We start from the raw sequence: 20,215 nt of genomic DNA, 5'->3' as shown, positions 1-20,215 counted from the left end.
AACCCGAAGGAATCCGGCACTCAGGCAGGAAGAACCAATGGTTTCCGGCGGTGTCCCTGACGAGGTCGACCAGCGCCTGGTGCAGGAACTGCTGCGGGATGCTCGGGCGCCTTTCGCCCGTATCGCCGAGGCGATCGGCGTCTCCGAGCACACCGTCGCCCGCCGCTACCGGCGCCTGCACCACATGGGCCTGCGCGTCATCGGAGTCCCCGGCCCCCAGCTCAGCGGACCGACCCGGTGGATGCTGCGCGTGCACTGCGCCCCCGACGCCGCAACCAAGATCGCCGACGCGCTCGCCCGCCGCGACGACACCAGCTGGGTCGTCATCGCCTCCGGCGGCACCGAACTCCACTGCGCCGTCGACACCTACAGCACCCGCGAACGCGACGCCCTCCTCCTGGACAAACTCCCGCACACGCCCCGCGTCGTCTCCGTCCAGGCCCACCTGATCCTGCAGACCTTCGCGGGAACCTCCGACATCTGGTACGCCCCCCTTCCCAGACCCGACATCGCGCCCCCGCATGAGACCCGCGCGGCAGTAACCGTCGAGGCATCGATACCGGATGCCGTGGATGCGCAGCTCATGGCCGAGCTCGCCAAGGACGGACGTACTTCGCTCACCGATCTCGCTCACGCCACCGGGCGCTCACCGGCCAGCATCACCCGGCGCCTGGAACGCCTGCGAGATACCCGGGCTCTGCACCTCGCCGTCGACTACGCCCCCGAATACCTCGGCTTCCACGTCTTGGTCCGGTTCTGGCTGCGGGTGGCACCCGGACAGCTCGGCACGGTCGGCGCCGCCCTCGCTGACCATCCGGAAATCCCCTTCGTGGCCGCCACCACCGGCGCCTCCCACATGGTCGCCATCGGCATGTTCCACGACACCCACGAGCTCTACGAGTACCTCGACCACCGAATCGGCACCCTGCCCGGCGTGGAATCCATCGACACCGCCCCGATCCTCCGCGAAGTCAAACGCCTCACCTACCGACACGCAGCTCGATAGGCGTCACCTTCCGTAGGGCTGTATGGGAACGGGGCCTTGTACGCGGTGCCGCCCGCCGACATGAAGTAGCGGACCAAGGACACATGCCCGCTACGGCCGAGTTGATCTTGTGCGCATCGACGATGGGCTACATGGACTCGCGCCTTGCCGGCCTCCTCTTGCAGGTTCTGCCCGGTGCGCAGCGGCGACGTTCCCGACATGCTGCCGTCCGAAGGCGGCACACCTATCGCCACGCGTGTCGCAGGTCCAGTAATAGGTCTCCGAGCGGGGGCAGGACGGCACCGGGAAAAATTCGAAGGGGCGTGAACCAGCCCCGTAATCTCCTGGCCGACCGTGGTACAGGCGGCGGCCCGTCGGGCAGCGGGGCGGCGCAGGCAGGTCCGGTCATAGGCGGGCGCACGCGTTTGCTTATTCAACGCCTCTCTGCACGCCCGCCGTTCGAGTGTCCTGTCGACTGTCGCGGGCATGGATGTACTCCGCGGCTGCGCGACTTGCCTGTCTCGTTGCCTGGGCACCCAGTGTTCCTTGCGCGATACAGCACGCTCGAGGAGACGAGTCCGGCAGCAGGCCAGGCGATCGCAGCTACGACTCGTCGAAGGCGCGCCACGCTCACACGCCGAAGGCCAGGTACCCCATGTTCCTACGAGGCCGCAGCCTCACCTTCTGGGCCGTCCTCCTCATACTCCTGTACCTCGTTGCGACCAGTCCGCACGAACTCGCCTCCTTCGTCCTGGATTCCATCCACGCCACCATCGGCTTCCTGCGATCCGTCCGGGAAGTCTTCCTCGATCTCCGCACTTGAACGACGGCGCCGACCGCCTCACTTATGAAGGAGCCGAAACGTTGCATCCCATACGCACGGGCCTGCTCGCCCTCCTCACCGCTATCACCGGGGTCTTCACAGCCACTGCTGTCCGCCTCCAGCACCCCGAGCCGGCCCCGCCACCCACCACCACCAACGTCACCATCAACATTCCAACCCCGACATCGCCGCCCGTGCCCGTCGCCACGTCCACGGCACCCCCCGATACGCACGCCCCCTCAGCCCCGCGCACGGCCGCGGCTCGCAGCGAATCCAGTCCCGCGCCCACCTCCACACTCTCCCCAGGGATGGACCCCGTACCCAAATGCCCCGCACCGTCTTCAGCTGGCGGAGTGCAACAGCCCTCACCGTCCGCCTCGCTCATCCCGACGTCCGCCCCTTCCCCATCCGCTGGTCGCGACGGCATCCCTCCGGCCACCACGTCACCCCAGCCGGGGAACATTGACCACCCCGCACTCCCCGCCCCGCCGACCACCGGCGCAGAGCGGACGTGATCGGTGGCCTCGCCTTTCAGGGCGGATCCAGCTCCCGCTTGGTCAGCTGCAGCAGCAGCCCGTCCTCCCGGTGAGCTGCGGCCCGTCCGTACGAGCGTGATCGAGCAGCGTCGCGATCAACTGCTCGCCCGACACCGCCTCCGCAGCCTGACCCTCTACCAAGCCCTCGACAGCATGCAGGACATGCTGCGGTGCTGGACCGGTACCTGTACCGCCTGCGGACAACCCCTCGAACCCGTAGACCCAGTATCTAACGGAGCGCTACCGGGGCAAGCGCCGCAGTGCGGGCCAGTACGACTTCATCGCGCTGGTCGGGGGCATCGACCGGTTCGTTCAGGCGCCGATCGGTGCTGGTGTAGGACCAGTGGGACACCATGCCTCCTATGCCATCAGTGAGTTGATCGTTCTGCGTGAGTGGCTGACGGTGTTCCTGTTGTCGGCCTGCTCACATTCGTGGACCTGGTGGAATGGGTGCGGGCGCAGGTCAAACTCAGCCTGATCAGTCCCGTCGACCGGGCAGACACTCGTCCGCAGCCGGTTCGAACGCCTTCAGTGCCGGGCTGGCATCCTGGGCGGCTTCATCACCGGAACCGGCCTAGCGCTGGACATCCCAGCGTCCCCCCTGGCAAGCCCATGTCAGTAACCGGCCGATCGGCCGAGCGGGTGCCGTTTTCGCTCTCTGCTGTCCCGGGACATCGGCGATCCCACCGTCTGCGGCCAGCACTCATCGCCGTCGAATCCACAGTTCATCGAGCATCGATCGTGCCGCTGGTCATGTGCAGCAGGACGGTGACTTCCGTATATAGCCGACGTGGGTCCGCGACCCTGCCAGCCGCATAGCCGATCTCAGCCGGCGGCCCTATGTGCGCGGGGACTTCGGGGCTGCCGCGCTACCGGGTGGTGCGTCCCAGGTCGTGTCAGGACTCGGACTGAGCATTGGCTCGGCCTACGTCCCAGGAAGACTGATCACCTCGAACACGCGTCACGAGGGCTTCGCGAACTCTCTCTCCGAAACAGCCGCCCGGCCTTGGGCGGCTGCTGGGTCGCAGAGCTGTTACCTCGCCACTCCGCTGTCCCTGGTTCGCCGGTCCCGGCTTCCACGGAACCGGACTCACGTCGCGCAGCGTAAAGCTCTGCGGGAAATACGCGCAGGCCGTTGACCGAACCGAATTGGGCGAAGGAGTTCCGGAGTTTCATCCAGCCGTGCCGTGAAAAGTGGATTCGGCCACGTGCCGCCCAAATCGCGCTGCAGCATAGCTGTACCCTCAAGCGCGTTTGCCCGATGTGTCACGCTCAGACCATGCGCAACATGCATTCCTGCGGGCTGAATTTTAGTCGCCCGAAGTAGGTAATCGAACGCGGCATCAAATTTGTGCGATTTTCCGTGCTTCGGCGCCCTCGTTCGTACCCTTTAGATACCGACGTGGCTTGGTAGGCCAAACGGGATCACGGAGACGCGAGAGATCTCCGTCATTGAGTGGCCGCATTTGGGTCGAAATGAAATGGGAACACTTGCGTCATTCCGGCGGTTTGGCCGAAAAGCGTGGTTGTCGCCCTGCTCGTTCACTTCTAAATTGAAATTGGTGACTGCAATCGACACCAAACCGGCTGATGCTCTGCGGGAAATATCGCACAGCTCGGCATTTTCACACAGGAGGATAGATGTCACAGGAAACTGCCATCGGTGAGGGAAGCGGCCAAATCAGCGGCACGACCGTTCTGCCGCCGAATGGTGCTCACAGCAGGTTCAGGAGCAACTACCAGGGCACTGGGACCCTGGCCGGACACCAGGTGCAGGTGCTGATCACCTACGAGGCCGAGTCGGTGGGCCCGGACGCGTTCGCCGGTACCTCGGATGCCTTGATCACCACGACTGACGGCTCGGACAGCGCTCTGTGGCGCGGCGCCGGCGCCGGCTTCCGCGCCGCGGGAGCCACTCAGGTCGTATGGCGAGGTTATGCCGCGCTGGAAAGCCAGTCCCCGCGGTTCGCCGACCTCAACGGCGCCCTCCTGGACGTCGTAGTCAAGGTGGACGACGACGGAAAGGTGAGCTATCAGGCCACAAAGTGGCGGTAGCGGAACGGTCTGGTGCGGAACGTCGGACCCCGTCGCGCGTCAGCTGGCGAGCGGGCCTCGGCTGCGGTCGTGATTGTCGAGCGGCTGGTGCCGGATGAGAAGCGAGGCGTGTTCCCGTGCGGTCGCGTCGAACTCCTCACGGTCAAGTGACGTCGTTCCGCGCCAGTACAGCATCGCGAGACCGTGGCTGCGATCGTGGTCGTCGCCCCCTTGGACTCTCCCGACACACCAGACGGCAGATGTCCGGGCCACCTCTAGGGGCGATAACCCGGCGTGACACCTCGAACAGGCCCCAGCGGGCGCCGTTGCGCCACCAACAGTGCCAGGACCGGGGCTGACCGGCTGAGCGAGGGTCTCACATCTCGCTGCACCTGCATCGATGGCCTCGCTCCGCCCCGCATCCGAGTTGTCATTCTCCCGCCAGAATCGCGTCGACTGCCCCGCCCCATGGAGTCCGACGGCTCAAGCGTCCACCCCGCCGAGAGAATTCAGCTATAGGGCTCCGACGGATGACCAAACAGTCGCTGCGTAAAATCAACGCAGATCTACATCGCATCGAAATATTGTCCCGCTGGGTAAACGCGAGTGCTCCCCGTAGCTCAGTGATCTCGCGTTTCGATGACCAAGAGGCCAGGCCGGACCCGACAATTCTCGGAATTGCGATTTCCGGTGCTGCCTAACTTCCCTCAATAGTGGCGAGGGAACCACCTGTCTTTTTTGCGTGGCTGTCGCTATGTCATTTCATTGCGGGTATCCGACCCGCCGCTCAGGGACGGCAAGGTCCGTCCTGCTCCGCTAAGAGAGAGTTCAAAGGCAATGAGTGAGACCGTGGACATGCAACTTCCCGAAGGGTGCGCTGAGCCCGTCGCCGTGGTCGGCGCTGCGTGCCGATTGCCTGGCGGCGTCGATTCCCTCGCCGGGTTGTGGCGGCTTCTGGAGGAGGAGCGGGAGACGGTCCGTACTGTTCCCGAGGACCGCTGGGACTTGGAGGTGATTGCGGCGGGGCTTCCCGACGAGGTTGCCCGCCGGCTCCGGTTCGGAGGGTTCCTCGACGGGGATCTCGGCGCCTTCGATGCCCAGGCGTTCGGAATCTCCGGAGCCGAGGCAACCTGGCTCGATCCCCAGCACCGCCTTCTTCTCATGGTGGTCTGGGAGGCGATCGAGCACTCGGGCATCCCGGTCGACCGGCTGCGGGGGACCCAGACAGGCGTATTCAGCGGCATGTACGCGATGGACAACTACCTGCGCGGACACCGCCGGCCACAGGAGTCCGAGGCGTACTGGTACTCCGGTGGCATGCACGGCGTCGGCGTGGGCCGCGTGTCGTACCTTCTCGACCTGCACGGTCCGAGCATCTCCGTCGACACCGCCTGCTCGTCGTCACTGGTCGCAGTGCACCTGGCCTGCCAGGCCCTGCGCGCGCAGGAGTGCCAGACCGCGCTGGCCGGCGGAGTCTCGGCGGGCCTCGGCCCCGAGCTGGGAGCTGCCACATCCCGCTGGGACATGCTGTCCCCGACCGGCCGCTGCCACGCCTTCGGCGCGGACGCGGACGGCTACCTGCGGGCCGAAGGCTGTGGGGTGGTGGTCCTCAAACTCCTCAAGAACGCCGTGCGTGACGGCGACCGGATCCTCGCCGTGCTCCGAGGATCAGCGGTCAACCAGGACGGAAGGTCGATCCGCCTGACCGCTCCGTCCTCACAGGCGCAGGCAGCCGTTTTCTCCGAGGCCCTGCGCGTTTCTGGGGTGCGGGCGGGCCAAGTGGGCATGATCGAGGCCCACGGTGCGGGCACGGCGGTCGGTGATCCGCTGGAGTTCACGGCCGCCAACCAGGTCTACGGCGCCGGCGACCAGCCCTGCGCGCTGGGGTCCATCAAGACCAACATCGGCCACACCGAGCCTGCTTCGGGTGTCGTAGGCCTCCTCAAGGCCATCGTGAGCCTGCGCCAGGGCAAGGTCCCGGCAACGCTGCACTTCAACGGCTGGAACCCGCAGATCGACGCGACCGGGTCCCGGCTGTTCGTGCCGACCTCCCTGCAGCCATGGCCGGTCACGGAGGGCCCCCGGACCGCCGCAGTGTCCTCGTACGGAGTGGGCGGCACCAACGCCCACATGATCGTCGAGGAGGCCCCCGCCCCGAAACCCAGCCCCCCTCGCCCCGTTGGTACGACAGACGACAGCGAGCTGCGCACGTACCTGGTCAGCGCCGGCTCGCCGCAGGCTCTCGCAACGACCGCTGGGCGGATCGCCGACTGGATCGAGGGGGAGGGGCGCGAGGTGCCCCTGGTTGATGTGGCCCACACCCTCGCCACGCGCCGCTCCCACGGACCCAGCCGGGCCGGTGTTGTCGCGGCGTCACGGGACCAGCTCGTCGACCGGCTCCGTGCGTGCGCCGCCGGGGAGACCGGGCCCGGCATCGCCACCGGCACGGTCATCCCCGCCGGACCAGGACCCGTGTTCGTGTATTCGGGCCACGGCTCGCAGTGGTCCGGCATGACGCAAGGACTCCTCGACCACGATGCCGCCTTCACCCGCGTCATCGACGAACTCGAGCCCCTCCTCCAGGCCGAGGGCGGCTTCTCGCTGCGCCAAGTCCTGAAAGCGGACACGGTCGTCACCGGCGTGCAGCGGGTCCAGCCCACTCTGTTCGCCGTGCAACTCGCACTCACCGCCATGTGGAGGGAAGCCGGCGTCGAGCCGAGCGCCGTGATCGGCCATTCCATGGGTGAGGTCGCCGCCGCGGTGACCTGCGGAGCACTCAGCACCAGCGACGGGGTCAAGGTGATCTGCCGCCGCGCCGGCCTGCTGACCCGTGTCGCGGGCGGGGCCATGGCCGCGGTCAGGCTTCCCGCGGAGCAAGTCGGCTCCGCCTTGGCCGAGAGCCGGGCCGACTGCGTGGAAGTAGCCGTCATCGCCGCACCCGCCAGCACCGTCATCTCGGGCGACGCCTCCCAGGTCGAGGACCTGGTCGCGCAGTGGGAACAAGCCGAGGTGCCCGTGGCCCGGGTGCAGGTCGACGTCGCCTCCCACTCACCGCACATGGATCCCATCCTCGACGAACTGCGCGACGCTCTCGCCGAAGTGACCCCCCACAAGCCCCTGTGCCGCTTCTACACCACCGTGTGCGACGACCCTCGCGACGAAGTCGGCCTCGACGCCACCTACTGGGCGTTCAACCAGCGCCGCCCTGTCAAGTTCTCCGCCGCCGTGGCAGCCGCCGCGTCGGACGGCCACACGCAGTTCATCGAGGTCAACGTCCACCCCCTTCTCGCCGGCGCCATCACCGCCACGCTCGGCGACACCCAGGCCGCAGTGGTGCCCACCGTGCGCCGCGACGGCAACGAACGCCTTGACTTCGCCACGCATCTCGCCGCCGCGCACACCACCGGCCTCGCCCTGCCCTGGGACCGCCTCTACCGCAGCGGAACGCTGGCAGACCTTCCCGGCACCTGCTGGGCGCCCGAACACCTGTGGATTCCCAACAACGCTCTGGCCGACCCCACGGGCGGGACGGACACGCCACAGAGCACCGGGCATCCCCTGCTCGGCTACGGCATCGCCGACCCGGCGCAGCAAGGCCGCCGCCTGTGGCAGGCAGAGGTGTCCGCGCCGCTGGCAGCGTGGCTGGCCGAGCACCGCGTCGGCGAGGTGCCCGTGATGCCGGGGGCTGCCTGGTGCGAGATGGCGCTGACCGCGGCGGCGCAGACTCTCACGCCGTCCGCCGGCAGTGTCCGCGTCCAGGACGTCACCTTCGACTCTCTCCTCGTCCTCGATCCGGACCACAGGCCGCAGCTGAACGCACAGACGCAGCTCCAGGGCACCAGCGCGCGCTTCGAAGTCCTTACCCGGACCCCCAACGGCACCGAGACGCACGCGCACGCAACGCTTATCCCTGCGCCCGAACTCCCGCCGGCTGTGCCGCTGGACATCACAGATCTCGACCGGGACTACCCGGTGGAAGTGGACCTCGACAGCCTGCGCACGTCCTGGCAGACCAGCTGCTCCGTCACCTTCGGCCCGGCATTTCGTCCCCTGCGATCGGTATCTCTCCACACGGGATCCGACAAGCCGGACGCGCTCGCCCGCCTCGTCCTCCCCGACACCGTGCGGGCCCTGACTAAACAGTTCACCTGGCACCCGGTGCTCCTCGACGGCTGCCTGCAGACCCTGCTCGTCCAGTGGACCGACACCACGGATCTCCCGGCCGGGCACGCGATGCCCGACGGCATCGGCGCTCTGCAGGTCTACGGCGACACGTCCAAGGGCGTGTACGCCCGCGCCCGGGCGGAGAGCATCGACCGGCGGCACGTCACCGGCACCGTCGACCTCTACGACGCCGACGGGCAGCTCGTCGCCCGCGTGGAAAAGATCCGCTTCACGCACGTGCCCAAACAGATCACTCCCCAGGAACGTCTGGGCAAGTACCTCAACGGCGTGCGATGGGAAGGGCAGCAGCTCGCAGCAGCGCCGCGCACCGAGACCCGATGGCTCGCGGTGACCGAGGGTGCCGAACCTGCCTGGCACGAGCAGGTCCTCGCCGACCTCGCCACCCAGAGCGCGGTCACCCGACTGCCAGTCCCGTTGGGCATGAGCCCGTCGGCGGTGGAGGACACGATCCGCGGCGCCTTCGACACCTCCGAGCCCTTCACCGACATCCTCCTCATGCCGACCGAGGCTCCCGGCCAGGCACTGGCCACGACGGTCCCGGAGACGGCCCAACACCGGGTGGAGCGTGCGCTCACCGCGATCCGCTGCCTGGCCCATCAAGACCAGCCCGCTCGCCTGCACCTCCTCACCTGCTGCGGGCAGGGCACCCAGTCCGCCGAGACCATTGACCTCGCCCAGTCAGGCCTCAGCGGCCTGCTGCGCGTCGCCGCCTACGAACACCCCGACATGCACCCCGCCCTGTGTGACACCGACACCGTCACCGCGCCCGCCGACATCGCCCGCCAACTGCTCGCCGACGACCCCGAGGACCAGGTCGCCTGGCGCAGCGGAACCCGCCACGTCGCGCGCCTGGCTCCGACCCCGCTCTCCCCGGACGACCTTCCCACCACCCTGTGCAGGCCCGACCAGACACCCCTCGCGGCCGACGGAACCCGCTTCACCCGCATCCCCGACCCCGCTTCCACCGCGCATACGGTCGACATCAGCGTCACCGTCACCTGCCCGCCCCCACCTGACCTGCGGATCCCGCTGAGCGCCATCGCCGGCACCACTACAGGATCCGGCGCAGAGCCCCGCACGGTCGCCGCGCTCGTCCCGGCCGGGATGCCGGTCAGCCGGGTCACCGCCGAAAGGCGGTGGACCGTTCCGGTCCCCGCGCCCGAACATGCCACCGCCACCGCCGCGTCCCTGCTGCCCTACCTTGCCGCGCATCTGGCCGTCCACCGCCTCGCGCGGGTCACCTCCGGCGAGAACGTCCTCATCCGCGGCCAGCGCACACCGATTCTGACGGCCCTGCAGTACACCGCCGAAGCCGCCCGCACCCACGTCACCCTTCAGATGCCCGACCAGGAGCAGGCCCCTCGCACGGCATCCCCCGGCCTGTCGTGGGACGTCATCTTCGATGTCAGCAGCGACGGGCCGCCGGACGCGGCCGGACAACCGCTGACACCGGGCGGCCGCCACATCGCTGTCACCGGGACCGGACAGACGGCTGCTCCAGCACCTCACAACGCCCTGGCCTGCCGGCTCGATGTGCCTGCCGTCCTCGAGAGCGACCCCGACTGCGTCGCCGAAGCCCTCACCCGCATCGCCGCCGACCTCGCCGAGCAGCGGCTGCCTTTCCTGCCCCACACCGGCATCGACCTCGCCGAGAGCCTCAGCAACGACAGCAACGACACAGCTGGGGAACAGACTGTCGCCCTGCTCTGGCCCGCCGGCCCCGTCCCTGTCGCCCTGCCCCCGGACGCCGCCCGGCTCATCCGCCCCGACGGTGCCTACCTCGTCACCGGCGGGCTTGGCGGCCTCGGACTGAAAATCGCCGTATGGCTCGCCCGACGCGGCGCGGGCACGATCATCCTCAACAGCCGTTCCCAGCCCACACACGAAGCCACAGCCCTCATCGACAGCCTGCGCCGAGAAGGCCACACCATTGAGGCCATCGCCGCAGACGTCGCCGAACCCGGCACCGCCGAGACGCTGTGCACGGCAGCCGAACGCCACGGCCACCAACTGCGCGGCGTCCTCCACGCCGCGGCCGTCGTCGACGACGCGGCCATCACGAACGTCACCCCCGACCTCCTGAACCGTGTGTGGCGCCCCAAAGCCACCGGAGCCTGGCTCCTCCACCACGCCAGCAAGGCCTACGACCTCGACTGGTGGGTCGCCTTCTCCTCTTTCGTCCCCCAGGCGGGATCGCCCGGACAGAGCGCGTACGCGGCCGCGTCAGCCTGGCTCGACGAACTCGTCACCCACCGCTGGTCCGCGGGCCTCCCCGCCCTCGGCATCAACTGGGGTGCATGGGCGGAAGTCGGAATCGGCGCCCGCACCATCGGATCCCGCGGCTTCGAAACCGTTCCCCTGGACGACGCCTTCGAAGGCCTCGAACTGCTCCTTTGCCACGACCGGCCGCGCAACGGCTTCATCAGCATGGATCTCGCACGATGGCTTGAGCCCTACCCCCAGACAGCCCGCCTCCCCTTCTACACCGACTTCCTGCACGACAACGACCAGCAGGCCGCCCCGGACGGCGGCGACGCCCAAGCCGCCCGGATCATCACCGCCCCCGCCGACCAGCGTTCCGGCCTGCTGACGGACTTCATCACCCAACAGGCCGCCGACGTCCTGCGCTGCAGCCCCGACCGGATCGGCGCGCACGCATCCCTGACCGCACTGGGCATGGACTCCATGATCACCGTGCAGCTGCGCAACCGCCTCCAGAAGGCGTTCGACATCACCATTCCCCGCGTCATCCTGTGGACCAAGCCCACGGTGACCTCGCTGCGGAACTACGTCCTGGAACGCCTCCCCGCCGTCCACACAGCACCCCCCACCACCGAAGACACGACGCGCGGCGACAGTTGATCGTGCAGCGTCAGCCTCACCTGCCGACGTGCCCGAAGGAGGCACCCATGAACGCGCGCCACGTCCTCCTCGAAGGAGGCCCTGCCGACATCCCCGAGCAATACCCCCAGCCCGACGACGACTCAGACCGTCTGAGGGTGCCCCACCTCAACGGCTACGAGCACTACGAGTTCACGGGAACCTACCGCGCCGACACCGCCGGCCCCATCCCCGTCTACCGCTGGATATACACCACCCTCATCGCCGAGTGATCCCCGGCAGCAGCGCATCCACGCACGGCGCGCGGCAATCGCTCCCAACAGTCGACGGTGAGAACCTTCGCCCCGCCGCCAGCCGGTTGTCACTACCAGGGAACTCATCCACCATCCGGACTACCCCGAGGAACGGCATGCCGAAGCTTCCACAATCCACCCGCGGGTGGATCCTCAACCGCCGCCCCGTCGCAAGCCCTTCACCGGACGACGTCACCCTCACTGACCTCCCGCTGCCCGACCTGCAGGACGGACAGGTCCTGGTCCGCAACACCCATATGGCCGTCCTGCCGTCCATGCTCGGGCTGATGCGCGCAGGGCCCCTCGACCAGCGGCTCGGCGTCCACGGCCCCCACAACCCCCACTCCGCCTACCTGCCCTACACGCTCGGTGATCCGATGACCGGGCCCGCCCTCGGCGAAGTCCTCGCCTCCCGCGCCGACACCCTGCAACCCGGCGACACCGTCCGCCACATGCTCGGCTGGCGCGAGCACGCCACCGCCCCCGCCGACACCATGGAACACATCCAGCCCAAAGGCCTGCCGCCCTCCCTGTTCCTCGGCGCGCTCGGTCTCAACGGCCTGACCGCCTACGCCGGACTCACCCTGGCGGCGACCCTACGCACGGGCGACACCGTGTTCGTCTCCGCGGCGGGCGGCTCCGTAGGAAGCCTCGCCGGACAGATCGCCCGCCTCAAAGGCGCAGCGCGCGTCATCGGCAGCGCCGGAACCTCCGGCAAATGCGACCGGCTGAAAGCGGAGTTCGGCTTCGACGCAGCGATCAACTACACCGACGACGACCTCACCAAGCAACTCCACCAGGCGGCACCCGACGGCATCGACGTCTACTTCGACAACGTCGGCGGAGACCACCTGCACGCCGCCATCGAATGCATGCGCCACCACGGCCGCATCGTGCTGTGCGGCATGCTCTCGCAATACCTGTCCGGGGGGGGAGAGGCAGGCGGCCTGCCCGCCAACGTCTCCGCCGCCATCGGCAAAAGCCTGACCCTCACCGGCTTTCACGTCTTCGACCACCTGGACGGCGTCCCCGGCTTCGCCGAGGACATGCCCTCGTGGATCGCCGCCCGCCAGATCACCTGTCCCCAGACCGTCTTCGACGGCATCGACCGAGCACACGAAGCGTTCCAGGCGCTCTTCCACGGCCACACCACCGGCCAGACTCTCGTCCGGCTCTGACACAGGCCCGGGCCGCCCCGGGCCGGCGCCTGCCGAACCAGAACCAACCGTGAGGAACAACCATGTCTCCTCCCCACTCCACACCCCCGACACCGGCCGACCCTGCGCCGCGAACCGAGACAGCGGCACACGACGGGCACCGGAACGCCGTAGCCGAATACCTCGACACGGTCATCCGTCCACTGCGTGACCTGGACCTGGGAGACACCTGGCCCGACGCCACCCCCGGGACCGACCAGGAGGCAGCCCATGGAAGCCTGTGAGCTCACCCTCACCGCGGCCTCCACCGCACTGGCCAAAGGCGAGCTGTCCGCGCACGAGCTGACAGAGTCAGTGCTCAGCCGCATGGCCAGCATCCAAGAACACCTGCACCCCTACGCAACCGTGACCAGCCGGATCGCGCGGAAAGCAGCCGCACAAGCAGACCGGGAGACTGCGGCCGGCCGCCGGCGCGGCCCGCTGCACGGCATCCCCACCGCCTACAAGGACATCATCGACGTCCGGGGGATCCCCACCCTGGCCGGCTCCCACGTCCGGGACGGTCACGTCGCCACAAAGGACAGCACCGTCGCGGCCCGTCTGTCGGATGCCGGCACAGCCCTCCTCGGCAAGACCCATCTCCACGAATTCTCCCTCGGCGTGACGACCCCCCAGACCGCCAACGCCTGGGACTGCGAACGCATCGCCGGAGGCTCCAGTGGCGGCTCGGCCGTCGCGGTGGCCACCGGCGCAGCCACCTTCGCCCTGGGCACCGACACCGGCGGATCGATCCGCATTCCCGCAGCGCTCAACGGGCTGGTGGGACTCAAACCCACCTACGGCCTCATCCCGCGGACCGGAGTCCTCCCAGCAGCCTGGTCCATGGACCACGTCGGCCCCATCACCCGCAACGTGCCCGACATGCATCTCATCCTGCCCACCCTCACCGGATACGACCCCCACGACCCCGCCAGCATCCCCATCACCCCCCGCCCAGAGCCCACCGCTGCAGACAACTCCCTCAAAGGACTGCGCATCGGGGTGCCCACCAACTACTTCTTCGACCGCATCGACGCCGAAGTGGAAACCGCCGTACGCGTCGCAATAGACGACCTCACGGCCCTGGGCGCCCAACCCGTCGAGATCGAGATCCCGATGGCCCGCTACATCCAGGCAACCGCATGGAGCCTGCTGGCGGGAGAATCCGCGGCCTACCACGAAGCAACACTCCGCACCATGCCCCAGCGATACAGCCCGGAAGTACGCCTGTTCCTGGAAGGCAGCCAGACCCTCACAGCCACCGACTACCTGCGCGCCCGGCGGGCACGCACCCTCATCCGGCAAGCCTGGGCCCGCACGCTCAACGCGGTCGACCTCATCGTGACACCCACCGTGCCCCTGACCGCCACCCCGATAGGCCAGGAAACCATCCACTGGCCGGACGGCACAGCAGAGCCCCTCCTCGACGCCTACACACGACTGTGTGTTCCCGCCAACATCACCGGACTTCCGGCACTCACCCTCCCGGTCGGCCGCGACCACGACGGCCTGCCCATCGGCATGCAAATCATCAGCCGCTGGCTGGGAGAAAGCATCATCCTGCAGGCCGCCCACGCCTATGAGACCACCCATGCTGTGGCACATACCTGGCCACTCTGATCGCTAGCTGGCCACATGCTTGGCGCGCGGCCACGACCGAGCGAGACCTTCAGGGAAGCCTGGGAGCTGCTGCACGGCAGCAGGGCTGTCGAGCTCCTCAGGTGCATCTGGGGGTCAGGACCCGGACAGTGGCGTCCCGATTCCGCGGCAGATTCGCAGTTCAGGTGAGGTGTGGAGATACGCAGCTCGGCGACAACATCAAGTGGGACGCTGTCGAGGAAGTCTCGGGGGCTGCGGTTCCCATTGTCGAGATCTCGGTCGGTTGGGACGTTCCCGAGGCCGTGGTAGAGGAACTGCGCGCAGATGGCGCCGACTGACCGGCCTCAAAGGCGGCAGCACGTGGCCGAGTGGGCCACCGGTCGGCCCTTCTCACTTGGCCCGCCACAGCTGTATGCAGGTTGTATGCTGCGGCCATGGCTGACACAACGATCCGTATTCCGGTCGAGGTCCGAGACCATCTGGCCGCGCTGGCCGCGGACCGGGGTACCACGATCGGGCAGCTGGTGGCCGCGCTGGCCCGGCCCGCCCGAACCCGGGAACAGATCCGCGAGTCCTATGAGCACGACCGGGACTACCTTGCCGGGCACCTCGTTCCGGGACTGAGTGACGACGACGCGGAACGCGGCCTCGCAGTCCTCGCCGACATCAAGCGCTCGGCCCGCGCCGCGTGACCTACCTCTTCGACCACACCGCGATCGTCTCCCTGGGCTCCGGCAACCCAGACCTCTCCCGCATCGTCCTGGCAGTCAACCTGGAAGACGACCAGATCCACGTCCCAGCCCTGTCACTGGTCGCCGCATTCCAGGAACGCCCCGGCGCTGCCCACCACGTACTGATGCTGGACGCCTTCGCCGTCACCGCGCTGGACGCCGTCGGGATCGCCGCGGCCGAGGAAGCCATGGCCCAGGGCCGAGACTGGCGATTCGCCCAGGCCCGCGCCCTGGCCACCGACATCACCACACCCCGACCCGTCTTCGTGTTCACCTCAGCCCCCGAAGCCTACGAAGGCACAGCTGCTGTCCCGGTCCCGCTGGGTTCCTAGCCGGCAAGAGCCCGCCACCATTCGATCTGCGCTGAGTCTCCGCCGTTCATGACTTCCGTGTTCGTTTTCATCGAGGCCTCTCCGGCGGAGGAAGTCGATGGGGCCGAGGTCGCAGTGGGCGCCTGGCCGAGGGCCGTGACGTGCCGCCCGCCGGTCGGACCCGGTTCACGATGACCGTCGGATCCGTGGGCCTAGCCTCATCCGGGCGGCCGGGCGGCCGGGCGGCCGGGCAGCGCATGCCAGGCGGTGACGGTGACCGTAGGCTGAATTGTAGGGTCTCCCAGCTCGCGGCATTGGGTGTCCCGTTGACCAGCAGCTCCTCCTCAGTCTGAAGTTGAGGCCACTGACGGCCTGTCTCACGACCGCGTCATTTCCTCGTTCGCTTCGTTGCGCTGGGCGCAGGTCGACCGGGCCCGCGCTGAGTCTGTGCGTGAGGCAGGTAATCCGTTGCTGACCATGGTTGCGTCGGAGGGCTTCGCAGGGTGGCCGTCTCAGGCCCCGGCAGGTTGGTGGCGGTACCGGTCTGCCGGGGGAGCGCTGGCGGTCCGGCGAGGCCGACGGTCGCGGACGGGTGGTTGACCGCCCGGCCGTTCTATCGTCGCCGATATGGAGCGCGTCCTTCGGCAACATCCGTCCGGGAACCTTCCGTCACCGGAGGGCTGGGTCTTGACTTACCCTCGCTTCTTCGACGCGTTGCCCTCGATGGCCTCGACGACCTTCTTTGCTGTGGCCTTGGCCGAGCCTGGGTTCTGGCCGGTGACCAGGTTGCCGTCGGTCACGACGTAGGAGACGAACGGCAGTGTCGCCTTCTCGTAGAGTGCGCCGCGCTGCTTGGCCTTCTCCTCGGCGTTGTAGGGGACCAGTTTGTCGACGCGGGCGAGGACCTCCTCGGTCCAGGCGAATCCCGTCATCTTGCGGCCGGCGATGAGGTATGAGCTGTCGGAGAGCCGGGTGTTGAGCAGGCCGCAGTAGCCGTGGCAGACCGAGGAGACGATGCCGCCGCGCTCGTAGATCTCGCGGGTGATGCGCTGCAGGCCCTCGCTGTCGGGGAAGTCGTACATCACCGCGTGACCGCCGGTGAAGTAGATCGCGTCGTACGCGGACGGGTCGATCTGGTCCGGGCTCGCCGTGTTCTCGAGGATGGCCATCTTTCCGGGGTCGGCGTGCCATGCCTTGGCGGTCTTGTCGTAGTTCGGGAATTTCAGTGCACGCGGTTCGAGCGGCACAGGGCCGCCGGCCGGGCTGACGAGCGTCTGCTCGTAGCCGTGCTCCTCGAAGATGTGCCAGGCGTGCGTGAGCTCGGAGAGCCACAGGCCGGTGGTGTGGGACGGGTCGTCGTAGTGGCCGACGTTGGTGACGACGTTGAGGACGCGCTTGGTCATGGCTGATCTTCCCTCGTGCGGACCGGGATGGCGTGGAGGCGGGCCGTCGTAGCCGGAGCCAGTGGTCGGTCAGCGGACGCCCAGGGCACGCAGCGTCTTGAACGCCCGGGTCAGGATCCGCGCCCACTGCTCGTGCTCGACTCTGCTGGGCGGGGTGAAACCCTGGAGGCGCTGGTGGGCGACCGTCTGGGCTTCGGTGTACTTGAGCAGCCCGTCGGCGCCGTGACGGCGGCCGAGGCCCGAGTCGCCCATGCCGCCCATGGGGGCGTCGATGCTGCCCCAGGCGGCGGCGAACGCCTCGTTGACGTTGACGGTGCCGGCGTGCAGCCGTGCCGCGACCTTGCGGGCCTCGGTGCCGTTGCAGCCCCAGACGCTTGCGTTGAGGCCATACGGCGTGGCATTGGCCATCGCCACCGCCTCGTCGGCCGACCGGTAGCGGTAGACCGACACCACGGGGCCGAACGTCTCGTGGTCGAACAGCGTCATCTCAGGGGTCACATCGGTCAGGATCGTCGGCTCGTAGAACAGGGGCCCGAGGTCGGGTCGGGCTTTGCCTCCGGCCAGTACGGTCGCGCCCTTCGATACCGCGTCGTCGACGTGCGAGCTGACGGTCTCGAGCTGCGAGGGGGTGGTCAGCGAGCCCATGTCCATCGAGAAGTCGTAGGCCGCACCCAGGCGCATGGCCCGGGCACGGTCGGCGAACGCGGTGACGAACGCGTCGTGGATCTCATCGGCGACGTAGAGCCGTTCGATGGACACGCACAGCTGGCCGGCCGAGGGGAAGCAGGCGGCGACCGCACCGGCGGCGGCCTTCTCGATGTCGGCGTCGGCGAGGACGACCATGGCGTTCTTGCCGCCGAGCTCCAGGGACGCGCCGATCAGCCGCTCACCCGCGTCGCGCGCGATCTGGCGCCCGCTGGCGGTGGAGCCGGTGAACATCATGTAGTCCCCGCTGGCCATGAGCGCGTCTCCGATGGAGCTGCCACGGCCGACCACCATCTGCCAGACGTCGGGTGGCAGGCCGGCCTCGCGCATCAGGGCCAGTGCCCACAGCGCGGTCAGGGCGGTCTGGGTGTCGGGCTTCTGGACGACGGCGTTGCCCGCCATCAGGGCCGGGATGGCGTCGCCGGCGGCCATGCTGAGCGGGTAGTTCCAGGGCGATATGACGGTGACGACGCCCTTGGGGTGGTGCAGCTCGGTGGTGTGGGTCAGCATCGGGATCGCGCCCTTGCGGCGCTTGGGTGAGAGCAGCCGCCGTGCGCTGCGCGCGTAGTAGCGGGCGGTGATCGCGATGTCGCTCACCTCGAGGAACGCGTCGCGACGGGTCTTGCCGCTCTCGGCCTGCATCAGGTCGAGGGCTTCCTCCTGCCGCTGGAGGACGAGGTCGTGGAAGCGCAGCATGATGCGCTTGCGGTCGGCCACCGGGGTGGCCGCCCAGCCGGCCTGCGCGGCGCGTGCCCGGGCGAAGGCGTCCTGGACGTCGCCGGGGGTGGAGATGGGCAGGTCCGCGAGCGGTGCGCCGGTGTACGGGGAGGTCGTGGTGACCCGCTGGGCGCGAGTACCGGCGGCCACCTGGGCGGCCAGGCGGGCGAGACGGGCCGGCGTCAGCGATGTCGGGAGGCCGGCCTGGAGATGGCTGGTGTTCGTGGTGGTCATCCTGTCCTCAGCTCCGGTCCTGGATGGAGGTGGGCACGGGCATGTGCAGCGCCAGCTGTCCCTCGGTGGTGACGTCCAGCTGGATCGTCCGGAGCGGCTTCAGCGAGCGCAGGTCGTCGCTCATCCGTCCCTCACCGAGCCGCAGGTCCAGGCCACGGGGGAACCGCGTGGTTCCCGAGGAGAGCATGTTGATCTGGCTGGTCGTGGAGTGCCAGGCGCCGTCGATCGTGGTGTAGGAGGTCAGGGTCGAGACGTGTGCGCCGGTGGGCCGCGCGGTCTGCTTCGGGGTGGGCGCCGACAGAGCGAGGTCAAGGCCGCCCCGCTCGTTGGCGACCCTGGCGGAGGTGCGCGCGGTGTCGATGTTGACGTCGAGCCCGGTGACCCACTTGGGGAACCCGTAGCCGTCGTGGCCACGCACCTGCGCGATCTCGGTGTTGACCGGGAGCGAGAGGACGTAGGAGTGCAGGGAGTCATTCTTGAGCCCGGCGACCAGGTCGAGCAGGCCCAGCCCACCGTGTCGCGCCGGCTTCACGGCGATGCCGACCGCGGCCTCGGTGTAGAAGTCGATGTCGCACACGTCGTACCGGAAGGCCATCACGGAGACGATCCCGAGCCCCGGGGCAAATTCGAGCGGGTCCAGCTCCTGAGGGAGGCGAGCCCGGATCGCCTTGCTCGGCGCGAGCATCGTGAGCCGGGTCGTGGAGATGCGGTAGTAGAAGTTCGGCGTCAGCGTGGGCCCGATGCGGGAGTCCACGCGGCTCTTGGGCATCCGGCGGAAGAAGTCGACACTGCTGACCCGCGGGTCCCGCTCCACCTCGTCGAGGTCGGTGTCCATGCGGAACCGGTCATAGAGGCCGCCTTCGGGGACGGTGATGAGACGCCCTCCGAGAGCGACCTCTACGGTCCGGTCGGTCAGCTTGCCGGTCGATGCCATGAGCCCTCTCCTCCGATGTAAGCGGTGTCAACACCGAGGATCGCACGACATGTGAGCACCGTCAACACTGGAGGGCGCCAGGCGTGCGCCGAGTGAGCGCCATGCGTCAGGGGCCGACCGACGTGATGGCGAGGAAGGCGCTGCGCACCCGGTCGGCGACCTCCTTGCTCGACGCGGCCTGCAGCTTGCCGTCGAGGTAGAGGCAGGCCAGCCCGTGGGCGAGCCCCCAGCCGGCCGTGGCCAGGGCCGAGGCGTCCGCGTCGGGGAGGACGCGGTCGAGCGCGTCGGCCAGCAGCTCGTGCAGGGCGTCCGCGGCCTTGACCCGCTCGTCGGCGGCGTCGTCGCACGGCTTGCCGAACATCACGCGGAACAGGGCCGGGCGCCGCAGCGCGAAGTCGACGTAGGTGACGGCGAACTCGGCCAGGTCCGGGAGTGCGGCGGGCAAATCGCGCCCGCCGCCCAGGTCGGCCAGCAGGTTCCGGAAGCCCTCGACGGCGAGTGCGGACTCCAGGGCGTCGCGGTCCTTGAAATGGCGATACGGCGCGGTCTGCGACACACCGGCCCGGCGTGCGACGGCGCGCAGCGAGAAGGGCTCGCCGCTCTCCAGCATCTCCATCGCGGCCGACAGCAGCGCCGCCCGCAGGTCGCCGTGATGGTAGCCACTCTTTTCCAATGTTGACATTGCTTA

General features: G+C 68.5%; 13 protein-coding genes. 9 read left to right on the top strand and 4 right to left on the bottom strand.

Annotation, left to right across the window (positions count from 1 at the left end; translation table 11 throughout):
- Positions 1-37 precede the first annotated feature (37 nt).
- From IE267_RS34220 to IE267_RS34180, 9 genes are all read left to right on the top strand, one after another.
- Positions 38-1,006, top strand: a complete 969-nt coding sequence (locus IE267_RS34220) for an Lrp/AsnC family transcriptional regulator (protein ID WP_189765837.1) — start codon at positions 38-40, stop codon at positions 1,004-1,006.
- Between the two features lie 634 nt (positions 1,007-1,640).
- Positions 1,641-1,808, top strand: coding sequence for a hypothetical protein (locus IE267_RS34215; protein ID WP_189765836.1), 168 nt, complete (start codon positions 1,641-1,643; stop codon positions 1,806-1,808).
- Positions 1,809-3,985: 2,177 nt separating this feature from the next.
- Positions 3,986-4,399, top strand: coding sequence for a hypothetical protein (locus tag IE267_RS34210; protein ID WP_189765835.1), 414 nt, complete (start codon positions 3,986-3,988; stop codon positions 4,397-4,399).
- An 816-nt stretch (positions 4,400-5,215) separates the two neighbouring features.
- On the top strand, positions 5,216-11,425 hold the full coding sequence (locus IE267_RS34205; protein ID WP_189765834.1) for a type I polyketide synthase: 6,210 nt from the start codon (positions 5,216-5,218) through the stop codon (positions 11,423-11,425).
- A gap of 47 nt (positions 11,426-11,472) precedes the next feature.
- Positions 11,473-11,676, top strand: coding sequence for a DUF5988 family protein (locus IE267_RS34200; RefSeq protein WP_189765941.1), 204 nt, complete (start codon positions 11,473-11,475; stop codon positions 11,674-11,676).
- A gap of 137 nt (positions 11,677-11,813) precedes the next feature.
- A complete protein-coding gene (locus tag IE267_RS34195) occupies positions 11,814-12,875 on the top strand; it encodes an NADP-dependent oxidoreductase (RefSeq protein WP_189765833.1) in 1,062 nt (353 codons plus the stop codon).
- A 249-nt stretch (positions 12,876-13,124) separates the two neighbouring features.
- Positions 13,125-14,513 carry an amidase gene (locus IE267_RS34190; protein ID WP_189765832.1) on the top strand — a complete coding sequence of 463 codons (1,389 nt, stop codon included), beginning with the start codon at positions 13,125-13,127 and terminating at the stop codon, positions 14,511-14,513.
- Positions 14,514-14,926: 413 nt separating this feature from the next.
- The gene (locus IE267_RS34185; protein WP_189765831.1) at positions 14,927-15,184 is read left to right on the top strand and encodes a hypothetical protein; all 258 of its coding nucleotides are present in this window, start codon (positions 14,927-14,929) and stop codon (positions 15,182-15,184) included.
- Positions 15,181-15,555 carry a PIN domain-containing protein gene (locus IE267_RS34180; RefSeq protein WP_189765830.1) on the top strand — a complete coding sequence of 125 codons (375 nt, stop codon included), beginning with the start codon at positions 15,181-15,183 and terminating at the stop codon, positions 15,553-15,555. Before IE267_RS34185 ends, IE267_RS34180 begins: the two co-directional genes overlap by 4 nt.
- Before the next feature lie 671 nt (positions 15,556-16,226).
- Here the strand turns inward: IE267_RS34180 and IE267_RS34175 are convergent.
- From IE267_RS34175 to IE267_RS34160, 4 genes are all read right to left on the bottom strand, one after another.
- Positions 16,227-16,937, bottom strand: a complete 711-nt coding sequence (locus IE267_RS34175) for a type 1 glutamine amidotransferase domain-containing protein (RefSeq protein WP_189765829.1) — start codon at positions 16,935-16,937, stop codon at positions 16,227-16,229.
- Between the two features lie 69 nt (positions 16,938-17,006).
- Positions 17,007-18,593, bottom strand: coding sequence for a succinic semialdehyde dehydrogenase (locus tag IE267_RS34170; protein WP_189765828.1), 1,587 nt, complete (start codon positions 18,591-18,593; stop codon positions 17,007-17,009).
- A gap of 7 nt (positions 18,594-18,600) precedes the next feature.
- Positions 18,601-19,527, bottom strand: coding sequence for an acetoacetate decarboxylase family protein (locus IE267_RS34165; RefSeq protein WP_189765827.1), 927 nt, complete (start codon positions 19,525-19,527; stop codon positions 18,601-18,603).
- A gap of 106 nt (positions 19,528-19,633) precedes the next feature.
- Positions 19,634-20,209, bottom strand: a complete 576-nt coding sequence (locus IE267_RS34160; RefSeq protein ID WP_189765826.1) for a TetR/AcrR family transcriptional regulator — start codon at positions 20,207-20,209, stop codon at positions 19,634-19,636.
- Between the last annotated feature and the right edge of the window lie 6 nt (positions 20,210-20,215).

Source organism: Streptomyces xanthochromogenes (assembly GCF_014650455.1).
Taxonomy (GTDB): Bacteria; Actinomycetota; Actinomycetes; order Streptomycetales; family Streptomycetaceae; genus Streptomyces; species Streptomyces xanthochromogenes.
Note: the sequence above shows the minus strand (reverse complement) of the source record. Positions and strands in the feature narration are given on the sequence as shown.